Here is a 12,054-nt window from a genome sequence, read left to right as displayed (position 1 = left end):
GACCACTCCCGCTTTAGTTGCTATTGCCTTCTAAACCATCTGGGCGATGGCAAACATGTAGATGTGCAATATTTTAGCCACTTGAATCTTCTAAACCATCTGGGCGATGGCAAACTGATCTAAAAGTATCAGGGCCGATGATGCTTTCTTCTAAACCATCTGGGCGATGGCAAACATCCTAGTGGCGCAACACACAAAGACGTAGATCTTCTAAACCATCTGGGCGATGGCAAACGATTGAGCAAGCATGTAAATACGCTGCATTGTCTTCTAAACCATCTGGGCGATGGCAAACCGTCTAATCTTAGGGCTTTCAATTTCCCACATCTTCTAAACCATCTGGGCGATGGCAAACCAATTGAGCCAATATTTGCGGGTCAATGTCTTCTTCTAAACCATCTGGGCGATGGCAAACATAAAATTCTTGCTGAATTAAAATATGAAGTTCTTCTAAACCATCTGGGCGATGGCAAACAGCTAAATACAATATCAGTGCACAGACTGTTACTTCTAAACCATCTGGGCGATGGCAAACTTCTAAGCTGGCAAGTCCACACGCTTGATGTTCTTCTAAACCATCTGGGCGATGGCAAACTGGCCACATCATTTCTAAATTTTGGAAGCGGGCTTCTAAACCATCTGGGCGATGGCAAACTTGCTGTTGTGAATGTCCATTCTCAAGCCTTACTTCTAAACCATCTGGGCGATGGCAAACGAGATGTCGCCACGTGTGAGTGTTGCATTTGACTTCTAAACCATCTGGGCGATGGCAAACGGCATCGTGTCTGAAACGAAGCAAGCCGCTGCCTTCTAAACCATCTGGGCGATGGCAAACAAGACCAAGCCACATAATGCTGTGGTGTCGATCTTCTAAACCATCTGGGCGATGGCAAACACGCCTGCCCCCAACGGCTTAAAAGACTTGTGCTTCTAAACCATCTGGGCGATGGCAAACTTTTTGGTGTGTTGCCTGTGCTAATTCAAGAACTTCTAAACCATCTGGGCGATGGCAAACCGAACAGCAAACCCCACGCAACTCGGCGTGTTCTTCTAAACCATCTGGGCGATGGCAAACGCATTGGCAACACCAAAGATATTGCTGAACTCCTTCTAAACCATCTGGGCGATGGCAAACCATTCGTACCTGTAGGGATTGTCTCGATTATCCTTCTAAACCATCTGGGCGATGGCAAACTGAGCGCGTTAAGCATGATCTCAATTTCTGATCTTCTAAACCATCTGGGCGATGGCAAACGGTAACAGTTATGTGACCTGGTGCATCGGCTTCTTCTAAACCATCTGGGCGATGGCAAACATTCGAAGCTGATAATCCGATTGCTATTGCTTCTTCTAAACCATCTGGGCGATGGCAAACTTTAGTGTGTCGGTCAGCTTATATGGCGGTGCCTTCTAAACCATCTGGGCGATGGCAAACATTGATTTAATGCCTAAAGCGCCTGAGTTTGTCTTCTAAACCATCTGGGCGATGGCAAACGAACCATCAATCCAAACTGGTACATTGATGTACTTCTAAACCATCTGGGCGATGGCAAACAGCCAATCGTGCAGAAATTACCGCCAAAGACTCTTCTAAACCATCTGGGCGATGGCAAACAAACCCAAAATTTCAGAATCCAGCGGGATGTACTTCTAAACCATCTGGGCGATGGCAAACGAAGTTGTTATGGCGGGTGAAGCGCAAGACAACTTCTAAACCATCTGGGCGATGGCAAACAAAATGTGTATGTTGAGAAATTCTATAAAAATCTTCTAAACCATCTGGGCGATGGCAAACTAGAACTTTTATCATAAAAAGCTCTAGATAATAATGATATAGGTTTTTAAAGAGTGAAAATAGATCAAAAAAACAAAAATCAATAAACTTTTGAAATCATTTGATTTTATTGCATAGCTCAGAAATGAAGTTAAACATATAGTCTAAGACATCCTGATCTTGGCAGGATTCAATCAGTTGCATTCTAAACTCTTTTTGATTATGTCCATTTTTGGCAGAAATAAACGCTTGTGGCATAACAAAAGCATCTTTTACTAAATCTGCAATATCGAAAACTAAACCACCACGACGTGTCTTACCGTGCAAAATAGGTAAGGCAAAACTTATTCCCATACCATTTAGTGTGACAGAAGCATAACCATAAGCAATGTAATTACCATGATCTAGATAACTATTGGCAATATCACGTAAGGACTCATGCGACCCTTTTCCTTCCTCACGGCTAAATTCAAAATTTAAACCCGATGCAAGTTGTTTATAGAGACTTTTTGCCCAACGGCCTTCGGCTGCTAATAATTCTGTTTGATTATTTGCCAAATCAATATCTTGTAGAAAACGTGTCATAGCAATGGGGTCAAGCGATATACCGTGTTGTATTAAGTTGATATTCTTTTTCCATGCTTTTTCAGTAATAGACACACGTTCGCTTAGTAAAACTTTAGCCATCAGTAAGCGAGCATCATCTTCAAGCCAAGCTCTCATCCACGTTTGCATATATTCGGTTGGGCGATATTCACTTTGTGGTGCGAGGAAAGTGAGATCAAGTGATGAAAAGAGAGGAGAACCGCCTGAACCACAAAATCCAACCATAACATTAGATTCTGCCAAACGACGGGCGGCAGCATCGGTTAAGGAGCTGCCTTTACCGAGCAATAAGAACGCCGTATTTTTTTCAGGAATATTATAAAAATGTTCCATCGGTTGAAGGTTATCCGTCAGATACACAATCCGATCATCTTTGAGCATGACACGTACCCGCTCAAGGTAAAATACACAGGCTCGTTTAGATAACATCAGAGCACGACTGCGTTGCTGACGGAAATCACTCATTTTTATACCTCAAACACAGGTAATGCGAAAGCGTGTTGTTTTCGTGCTAGGCCATACCCATCAGGTAAACCACTTTTTAACACGTTAACATCCTTGTAATTTTCAGGAAGTCCAAAATTTTCTTCCTCAAAATTAATATCAAAAATCTCAATAGGAACCGTAAAACTTTGCCCAGTACTTTGACTAATGACCTTAAAGTAAGGAAGTTTCTTGGCTTTATTAAAGCGTTTGGTGTGTAAACTTTCTCGTTCAGGATAATTCTTTAAAAAATTGGGTTCAGCTTTTAAGGTTGGTAATCGAAAACGAAAATAACAGCGCCAACCCGTCACCTTTGCTATAGGTACAGCAACAGGATGATTGAGTACAGCATAGTCCCTGATTTTCCAATGACCTTTAATGCGCTCAACTAATTGATCTAAATCATCTTGTTCCGATGCAAAAATACGTAAAACATCATAATTTGGTGTTATGGGATAATTATATTTTGCTTCTTTGGTCAGCATTTTTCGTTGCTGGCGTGGTGAAATTTCTAAAGCTAAGGCAAATTTTTCTGGCATTTTTCGAAAAGCACCATGCACAATACTGTAAATTTGATTGCGCAGATGGGTGAGGGTAAGCTCACCATCATCCGCACTGTCTAAAATACGAATATCAAGATAATAGTTGGGTTGCATATTACTCTCCCTCAGAGTAAACGCCGCCACGAACTAAGCAGGCTATTAAGAACATACCTTTATCGCTATTTGGGTCTAAACTGCGAATTTCTTTTAAAATATCAAAAGCAGAATCTTTTTTCTTTTTGTCTACACGGAAAAAGTCCTGTGCGTCTAGGCTTGCGCCATTTGGCTCTACAGGAATTGGTTTACTATCATTTTCTAAAAATTTGTCATACCAAGTATCAATGGTGCGTAAGGCATTACCAATTTTTTGGTCACGAATCGCTGCTTGTCCTAAAAACTGATTGTCTTTGGCTTGACGTTCAGGGCGGATAGGATTGAGTTGATACAGTGAGCGCGAAAAACCTTTTGGTTTTTCTTCAAGATAGTTTTGTGATGGAAAGACTTCAACACCACCCATGCCAAAATCTACAATCGCTTCAATATGTAATCCTGAATTGACATCACCTTGCATGCCTCTGACTAAGATATTGGCAATTTTATTTTCACTTTCAGAAACATCATCAAATGATTTTAGGCTGTAATCCAAAGCATTAAATTCAGCAATTAATTTATAGCTTTTAGTCGTCTGACTTTGATCATGTTCAATAATTTCGCTGACTTTAATCGAAATATGTTCTGCAACGCTGCGATTACGCCATAACCAACGTCCATTCACAATGTTGCGGACATAACGACGAGCAACTTCTTCAATCCCTTCGCTATTTTTAGCCTTTTCGATAAAATCCTTGAAACTTGCGCGAAAATCTTTTTCCTCTTGTTTGTCTGCACCTGCTTTGGATGCTGAAGCAAATAAAATATGATCTAAGTCGATGAAACGTAAACTCCATTTGACTAGAAGCTTAGCATCGGGCAAAAGTTTCGCCGATTCTGTCATTTGAATATTGGAAACTTCACGGGCGACAGAGTTACCCGAAGCAGCACCTTTATCTTTATTGCCTGCCACGTTTTGAGTACCACGAATACCATGATACATTACATGTAGCGCATCTTCTTTGCCATCAGCATGTAAATGGTAGAAGGCAGCATCACTGATTAATGTCCCGCGTTGTAAAGAAAGGCTGCCTGGTAATTTTTTGAAATTTTCAGATGTAGACATGATGTTTATTCCTTATAAATGTCAATTAGTTGTTGAACTGTTGATTTTGTTGCAATAAAAAAACGTCATCTTGAATCCAGTGATACGACCATTGGATTTGTTCTAAATAGTCATCGGGATAAATTGATGTTTCAAGGCGGATTTCATTCAAGATTGAATTAAGTGAGTGATACTGAATCAAGCCTGTTAAAGGTTCTGCATAGGCATGCTGTGTTTCATCCTGATCATCGGCATGGCGAATTCCAGCACGATCAGCAGTTGGTTGTTCAAGTAAGGCATAACCTAAAGTTGTTGCAGAAAGCCATGCTAAGTTTTCATTCGGTAAATGTTCTAAAATAGGTGTATCACTATTTTTAGCTTGTGGACGATGCGCTAAAAGTTGGCTAAAGGCTTGCAAACGATTTACTTGATATGCTTTTTGATAGGCGGTTAATAAATCATTCCTATCATGAATTAAAAAGCCAGAGCTGATCTGAGCCAAGGCATCTTCAGCATCATTAAAATCTTGAATTTTCCCAAACTCGAGAATATGACCGCCTGCAAATTTACTTCTTTTGATAGTTTGAACTAATGTGTCTAGATCTGGACGTCTAGCGTCAAATTCAATTACTAAACTGAACAGCAAATGACAGCTTGCAGTAGGCTGTAGTGAAAGCGCATATTTATTTTTTGATGAGTAATCTGTTTTACCAATGAATGTCGCGCCGCGTCGTTGTGCTGGAGTGAAGCGACCATAAGCTTCTCCACCAAGTGGTTGTATATCATGGTGCACATAATAAAAGCCGAGATCTTCTTCATCAATTTGACGCGCAAGGTGATGGCTAAACATGGCAGCAGCCATCAGTGGAGCACCACCCATAATTAAGCCATTGCTCTGAAAATTTGCTGCTTGCACTTTAATGTATGGAATAACGACGAAGTAACTCATTTTAAAAGCTCCTGAATACGACGTGAGAGGAAGCTTTTGGCATCAGCTTCCGATAGGCTAATATCAACCGTATTTTTAATCTCTTTTTTCCAGTAACTGTGTTTCGTGATTCGTCTTGCTAAATCATCTGCAAAAAACTGTTGCCAATCTTCAAATTGTTGCAGTTCAGGATTAATTAAGCCTTGAGCGATCAGAGATACACGCGGATGGCTCCACCTCGATTTTCTCTCCAACACTTTTAAACTAGGCAAATCATTTGCAACAGACTTTAAAATTTGGAGGATGTCTTGCCCTTGTTGCAGAACATCATCGACAACTTTCTGAATAGTGGTTAATTCTGCTGCACGTGTTTGCATATTTGAAAAAGGGGCGTGTATGCCATGTTCATGGAAGCCCACCTTTAAACTTAGTTTTTGTTGTTCAATCAAGGATTTTGCATATTCAGTCAATTCCTGATACATCGCTCGATTGATATAGGCATTTGAAATTTGGTAATCAAAGCCTTTATAAAAATACTGAAAAGCAAGGCGTGTTTCAGGATCTTGAGTAGGTGAGTCAAGAACAAGAGGACGTTGCATGGATCGGACTAGACTTCCGACGTTTTGCGGATTTGATCCGCCAATACCAAATACAGCTGTCTTAATATTCTTCAGTTTTGTATTTTTACCTTCTGCTTTACGTTGTTCTTTAAGTGCATCAACTTCAGTATTAATCAGTAAATTCAGACCTGCTGCTGAAAGTGGGCTGATGGATAGATACTCATTATTTTTAGGAATGAGTAATTGACGCATGCGAATATCAATAATATCCAACCCTGCAGTAAATGGTTGTTCAAATATCTTGTTTAAATGTGGTTTAAGCAAGGCCACGTTTTGCTTAAATTCTTCATCTGCTTCGGACAGCTCTTCATCTAATTGAGCTGCTTTGACGACTTTAAATAAAGTTGCAGTTTTACCTGCATTTGCTTGGTAGTCGGTTGGAACAAGAAAATCATCAGCAAGTAATGTTCGTGCTGAAATATAAGGTAAGTTTAATGCATGGCTTTGCGCAAGGCGGATACCGCCTTTTTCAATATTTGAGTTAACGGTTTTTAGGCTGTAATGAACAGATTCAGCCAAGGCTTGCTGATAAGAATTTTCCTCTGTATCTTTTGTCATAATGCATCCTAAGTTATTAAAATATATTTGTTTAGAGTATTAATAGCGGATGAAATATTTATTATCAAATGCTATTTTTAGTTAAACGACATGATGTGTCGCAGAGATGCGATTAAATCCAATGAATAATTATATCCATCCAATATGCATACAATTTTTATATCCGCTTGTGAAAAACGCGCTTTAAAAAAGACCAGAGCTGTTTTAGATAGCTATGCAATTCGCACTGGGCAAAGTTCATGGCAGGCACCTATGACCATGGAAGGACTTAAAGAAATTCGCAGTGCACTGAAAAAAACAGCAACACGTCAAACTGCTGTAGCAGCTTATGTGAATTATGGTATGCGCAGAATGAAATTGGTTTGGGTCGTAGGTTCTAAGCATCGTTTTAATTTAGAGGGTGCTTATCCAGTTGCTTCGACATGTAAACAACAAAAGCAGCTGCAAGTGCCTGAATGGGTTCGAGCAGCAAGTTTACTTGCAGGTGCTGCAGGTGATGTACATGACATTGGTAAGGCTTCTCAGCACTTTCAAAGCAAATTAAGTCCTGCGATGGCAGGGCAGATGCTCAAAGATGATGTACGACATGAATGGTTGTCGATGAAACTATTGCAGCAAATGCGTAAAAATAACTGGAATTGGCCAGAAGCATGGAAAAATATTGATCGTAACTTAACAGATTTAACCCTGGGCGAACGTACTAAGATAAGAAAACAATTTTTGCTGAATGAATTAGAAGCCGTGGATTATTTGGTGGTGACGCATCATGGCTTATTGGGAGATAACAACTGGTATCCAAATGCGGATTTGCATGTCAGGGAAAAACATCCTCGTGTAGAACAATTCACCTGTGCGGGTGATTTAAATGACAGCATATTTAAAAGTCACCAAAACCGTATGGCCCGCTTAGCGAAAATGACCCAAGCAACGGAAGATCAACAGTTATATTGGAAAGCTTTAGCACTACATAGCCGCGCAGCACTCATTCATGCAGACCATACCGTTTCTGCGGAACAGTTTTCTGAAACAAAACCTGAAAATGTCAGCCTATTTGCCAATACAAAGATAAAAAATAGTCCACAAGGCAAAAAGGAGCGAATGCAAGATCAACCTCTGGATTGGCATTTGCAGCAGGTTGGAGATCGTGCTGCGTATATCGCCACAAAAATGATGACAGATTTGAATCTTGCTGGTTTAAGTGAACAAACGGTTGAGTTTATCTGTCAGCCTTCTACTTTACCCAGATTTCAGTGGCAAAATTTGGTTGCTCATGCCTTACAAAAGCAAATCAATAAAATGCCAGATACCCCTTGCTTATTGCTGAATATTGCAGGAACGGGGAGTGGTAAAACCAGAATGAACCTGCGTGCAGCATGTATATTAAGACCGAATGATCCACGCCTTGCCATTGCACTGAATCTTCGCTCATTAACGTTACAGACTGGTGATGCACTTAAAAGCTCCATGAATCTGTCGGATGATGAAATTGCCGTGATTATTGGTGATCATGTCAGCCAAAAGTTATTTAATGAAAGTCGTGCAAATGCGTCTGTGGCTGATGAAGATGAAAATTTACCAGAACCTGTATTTGATGCTTATGCACAGGATCAAGACTTACCACAGTGGTTGCATCCTCTATTTACTAAAATAGTCAAAGGAAAAAGGGGAGTAGATAAAGTTGCTCAAAATGTTTTAGCCTCGCCTTTATTGGTATCCACGATTGATTATTTAATCGCGGCAGGCGAACCACACCGACAAGGGCATCATGTTAAAGCGTTGCTCAGAATTATGAGCAGTGACCTGATTTTAGATGAAATTGATGGTTATGAACCTAAATCATTAATCGCTGTATTGCGTTTAGTCCAATTGGCTGCAATGTATGGTCGTCATGTCATTTGTTCATCTGCAACGCTTTCAGCAACAGTAGCAGATAGCATTTACCGCGCTTTTGAATCAGGAGTCGAGCTTCGCGCAGCCTTATATAAGGAACCACAAAAATTTATTGCAGCGATTGCAGACAATGAATTGAAGCCTAAAATACTGGTACAAAAAAGCCATGAACCATCAGTATTTAATCAGGTTTATCAACAGCATTTAGATGAGTTGCAGCACGTTCTTACGGTTAAAGCAGAACAGCCATATCGTTTGGCACGTTTAGCCAGTATTGAAAATCCTTCTGTTGATCAATGGAAAAGGACGATTTTGGAGCAGACAGAAGCTCTACATCAACAACATCGATGGTCACTTAAAAAACAGGACAAAAAACTTTCATTTGGTTTAATCCGTGTGGCAAATATCAAGCATGCTATTGATTTAGCAAAGCATTTATCAGGCCGACTGCCACATGCACAGATTGCTTGTTACCATGCTCATGATTGGCTAATCTCACGATTCCACAAAGAAAAACGACTCGACTTTTTGCTCACACGGCATAAAAATGGCACAAAACGTCCAACGGGAAATGAACATATTTATACGGATGAAGAGATATTAAGTATCGTTCAGACCTCTAACGCTATAGATATTCCATTGATTGTGATTGCAACGCCTGTAGAAGAAGTTGGGCGCGATCATGATTTTGACTGGGCGATTATTGATGCTTCAAGTGTGCAGTCGATAGTTCAGACAGCAGGGCGTGTTAATCGACATCGTTTAAATATTGTGCAACATCCCAACATTGTGATTCCACAATTTAACTATAAATACTGTGCAAATAAAGATAGGACTCAGCCAAAAAAGCAGGCGGTATTTAATCGGCCTGGTTATGAAGGTTATGTGGACACCAAAAAACAATATAAATCGCAAGATTTATCGCAACTTTTGCCTTGGTCTAATAATGAACTGGTGGTTGATGCCAGACTTAGATTCAATGCCAATACCTGCGACTTTACAAAATATGATGATGAACAAATTCAAAAGTTTAATCAGGACTTTTTTGCTTCAGAAGGTGAACAACTCTTTTCTAATATTCAGGTGAATGCAGCTTTGCTAACGGAACAGTTATATAAAGATACATGTCTAAGAGATATGCAAAATCAGGAAGTATATAGCTTTGATGTTGAGGATGATGAATTATCTATTTATCAGCATTTTCCAGATTCCGTAGAACTGAATATTCAGACTGGAAAATATGAGCAAGCTGTTAAAAGTGTCACTTTTAATATTGAACCAGCTCCTGATAATGCTTGGTTGAGTTTATCACCTGCGCAACTCAAGGAGCTAACATTAGAGTATGGGCTTGCAGTGCAAGAGGGATGTAAGTTGTCTTTGTCTGTTTATAATGACCAAAGCCCGCAGTGGATATACCATCTTGGGTTCGGGGTTTATCACTGATCTGTTATTGATTAAATTTTATATGTATTTCCAGATTGCTTTTGATTAAATCGGATGGTTTATATTCAATTCAATAAATGAATATTATGCTCAATCCTATTTTGGATCATTTGGAGAGTTTCAGATCTAATTTGTTCAGGTAATAGATCATGAGCAATCTTCGTAAATCGGCTGGCAACTTCGCAAATTGAGTTAATCATTTCATCAACCTCTTGAATAGAAAGCTCTGCTTCCTGAATGCCCAGTTTGACAATGGCAGACCGAGTAATATCCAGTGCTTCACCCATAATATCCATTTGATGATATCCACCTGGGCCTTCACAGAAAGTAACGTCGTAGGCTGGGGCGAGTTTCCATTGTCCATTTTGAGACATTAAAAACGAAAAGTTTTTGCAATGATCATCTCGATTATTGAACACCACATTGAAAACAGCGCGCTTGAATGCAATCGCTTTTTCGCGAATATCATTGGTACAAAAGTGTGTAGCACGAAGAAAGTTGCTGTAGTCTAAACTCCCAGGTGATTTAAAATCAGCCCCTGTAAAGGCAGCTAAACTTTGCATAGGGATGCGCATGCCATCGCAGCGGTCAAATCTTTTTGAGGCAAATGCAGTTAGGCCATTCGGAAGAGTGAAGTATTGGGTGTCTGGGGTGTCAATATGACAATGACGCAAACATTCTGCATAAACAGTTTCAATTGCACAAACTTCAGGATGCTCTTGCTGAGCGGGAAATTTGATCAGCCAAGCTTCATGTTGATGTGAGTGAACTGTTGAGAATTCATTAGTGACAGGATCACGATAAACAAGTGCTTTTGGCCTTGCACCTTGTGGAGACCCGCCCATAATTAATAAATGCTGTAAAAATTCGGCACCTTCTCCTTTGAGAACTTCCTGAACTTCTTGAGCGAGTCTTAGCAATGGAATATTTTCAGCTAATGTTAACTCGGATGCTGAAGGTTCAAAGGATAATGCCCCCATTGCATGTGTACTAATATACGTGAGGCGTTCTAAAGGCCCAACTCGTGCTGGATTAAGTCCATTTTTTTTAAATAAGCGATCCATCAGGAGCATGCCCCAGCCATCGGGTAAGGCATCGTATATAGGGCCTGGTAATCCCATTTGATGTGCAGGAAAGTTCTTTCTTAATGGGTCACCTTTTAGCGGAAGTAGGTAAGATGAAAGCTCTAAACCTTTACTAATTGCTTCTGCGCTGTATTCAAAAGCAATCAATGGTCGACCTGTGATTGCAGTTGAGGAAACTAGTGTGCCCCAAAGCCAATATTCGCCCCATCCATTGTAGTAAACATCAAGTTTTTTGAGCATGGATTCATTTCCTTTTGATACGTTGGCGAGCCGTATTACTCTCATAGCGGAGCATGTCATCTACACTATTTAAATGTGGTTTGAAAAGTTCCTCTAATTCTTTTAATCGGCCGAGCACCATGGCAACACGTACTAAATTTTCAAATGAAACATTTCGACCAGCTTCTAGATTAGATACAGTATTCACACCAATACCCGCACGCGCAGCAACATCTGCCTGAGTCATTTCCAGATAAAGACGTTCTTTACGAAGCCTCTCACATAATAAAGCAACAACTTCTTCAGGTTTTTTGAATATTAAATCCATAATATTGTGTTTTACATTGTGATATCACCATTAAAACACAAAAAAATGGATTTATGAAATTATGCCAGTTGGTCGATAATGAGATGCTTGATTGGCTGATGAGATTCTATTGGATTAAAGAAATCTAATGATTTTAATGCATTTATTTTTTGCAACTACCTACGAATATGTCGTATTTGGGGCCCGAAACTGTGAAATAAAAGATAATAAAGAAAGTATGATTGGGGATAACATAATATAAAATCAATAAAAAAGCCTCAATCTTTCGATTGAGGCTTTTTGAATTTGGAGCGGGAAACGAGACTCGAACTCGCGACCCCAACCTTGGCAAGGTTGTGCTCTACCAACTGAGCTATTCCCGCATGCGGTGTATAATACATGAT

The 12,054-nt window shown here is 39.9% G+C and carries 8 protein-coding genes, 1 tRNA gene and 1 CRISPR repeat array (1 of these 10 only partly in view); of the genes, 1 reads left to right on the top strand and 8 read right to left on the bottom strand.

Annotated features, from left to right (window positions below; all coding sequences use genetic code 11):
• Positions 1-1,795: direct repeats of the CRISPR family, unit length 28 nt; unit sequence CTTCTAAACCATCTGGGCGATGGCAAAC (it extends 153 nt beyond the left edge of the window).
• A 96-nt stretch (positions 1,796-1,891) separates the two neighbouring features.
• The 5 genes from cas1f to HX743_RS07545 are packed head-to-tail and all read right to left on the bottom strand — an operon-like array spanning position 1,892 to position 6,706.
• Positions 1,892-2,845: a type I-F CRISPR-associated endonuclease Cas1f gene (gene cas1f, locus HX743_RS07565; RefSeq protein WP_070154190.1), complete on the bottom strand. Its 954-nt coding sequence runs from the start codon at positions 2,843-2,845 to the stop codon at positions 1,892-1,894.
• 2 nt (positions 2,846-2,847) lie between these two features.
• Complete coding sequence (locus tag HX743_RS07560; protein ID WP_178318910.1) at positions 2,848-3,519, bottom strand: type I-F CRISPR-associated endoribonuclease Cas6/Csy4; 672 nt, start codon at positions 3,517-3,519, stop codon at positions 2,848-2,850.
• A 1-nt stretch (position 3,520) separates the two neighbouring features.
• Complete coding sequence (gene csy3, locus HX743_RS07555; protein WP_178318886.1) at positions 3,521-4,621, bottom strand: type I-F CRISPR-associated protein Csy3; 1,101 nt, start codon at positions 4,619-4,621, stop codon at positions 3,521-3,523.
• 25 nt (positions 4,622-4,646) lie between these two features.
• Positions 4,647-5,549, bottom strand: a complete 903-nt coding sequence (gene csy2, locus HX743_RS07550; RefSeq protein ID WP_178318885.1) for a type I-F CRISPR-associated protein Csy2 — start codon at positions 5,547-5,549, stop codon at positions 4,647-4,649.
• Complete coding sequence (locus HX743_RS07545) at positions 5,546-6,706, bottom strand: type I-F CRISPR-associated protein Csy1 (protein WP_178318884.1); 1,161 nt, start codon at positions 6,704-6,706, stop codon at positions 5,546-5,548. The genes csy2 and HX743_RS07545 overlap by 4 nt, the downstream gene beginning before the upstream one ends.
• A 144-nt stretch (positions 6,707-6,850) precedes the next feature.
• Here HX743_RS07545 and cas3f point away from each other — a divergent pair, with 144 nt between their 5' ends.
• Complete coding sequence (cas3f, locus tag HX743_RS07540; RefSeq protein ID WP_178318883.1) at positions 6,851-10,039, top strand: type I-F CRISPR-associated helicase Cas3f; 3,189 nt, start codon at positions 6,851-6,853, stop codon at positions 10,037-10,039.
• A 65-nt stretch (positions 10,040-10,104) separates the two neighbouring features.
• Here the strand turns inward: cas3f and HX743_RS07535 are convergent, their stop codons facing one another.
• The 3 genes from HX743_RS07535 to HX743_RS07525 form a co-directional block, all read right to left on the bottom strand.
• Positions 10,105-11,364, bottom strand: a complete 1,260-nt coding sequence (locus HX743_RS07535) for a type II toxin-antitoxin system HipA family toxin (RefSeq protein ID WP_131261189.1) — start codon at positions 11,362-11,364, stop codon at positions 10,105-10,107.
• Positions 11,365-11,368: 4 nt separating this feature from the next.
• The gene (locus HX743_RS07530; RefSeq protein WP_070153706.1) at positions 11,369-11,671 is read right to left on the bottom strand and encodes a helix-turn-helix transcriptional regulator; all 303 of its coding nucleotides are present in this window, start codon (positions 11,669-11,671) and stop codon (positions 11,369-11,371) included.
• Positions 11,672-11,957: 286 nt separating this feature from the next.
• Positions 11,958-12,033 (bottom strand) — tRNA-Gly (locus HX743_RS07525).
• Positions 12,034-12,054: the final 21 nt, after the last annotated feature.

The organism is Acinetobacter sp. Swhac1, assembly GCF_013390985.1.
Taxonomy (GTDB): Bacteria; Pseudomonadota; Gammaproteobacteria; order Pseudomonadales; family Moraxellaceae; genus Acinetobacter; species Acinetobacter towneri.
The sequence above is the reverse complement of the archived record's forward strand: the minus strand, read 5'-3'. Positions and strand labels throughout refer to the sequence as shown.

Excerpts from the sequence above, each read along its gene's own strand:
- csy3 (WP_178318886.1), bottom strand. The coding sequence starts at position 4,621 with ATGTCTACATCTGAAAATTTCAAAAAATTACCAGGCAGCCTTTCTTTA.
- cas1f (WP_070154190.1), bottom strand. The coding sequence starts at position 2,845 with ATGAGTGATTTCCGTCAGCAACGCAGTCGTGCTCTGATGTTATCTAAA.
- cas3f (WP_178318883.1), top strand. The coding sequence starts at position 6,851 with ATGCATACAATTTTTATATCCGCTTGTGAAAAACGCGCTTTAAAAAAG.
- csy2 (WP_178318885.1), bottom strand. The coding sequence starts at position 5,549 with ATGAGTTACTTCGTCGTTATTCCATACATTAAAGTGCAAGCAGCAAAT.
- HX743_RS07545 (WP_178318884.1), bottom strand. The coding sequence starts at position 6,706 with ATGACAAAAGATACAGAGGAAAATTCTTATCAGCAAGCCTTGGCTGAA.
- HX743_RS07535 (WP_131261189.1), bottom strand. The coding sequence starts at position 11,364 with ATGCTCAAAAAACTTGATGTTTACTACAATGGATGGGGCGAATATTGG.
- HX743_RS07530 (WP_070153706.1), bottom strand. The coding sequence starts at position 11,671 with ATGGATTTAATATTCAAAAAACCTGAAGAAGTTGTTGCTTTATTATGT.
- HX743_RS07560 (WP_178318910.1), bottom strand. The coding sequence starts at position 3,519 with ATGCAACCCAACTATTATCTTGATATTCGTATTTTAGACAGTGCGGAT.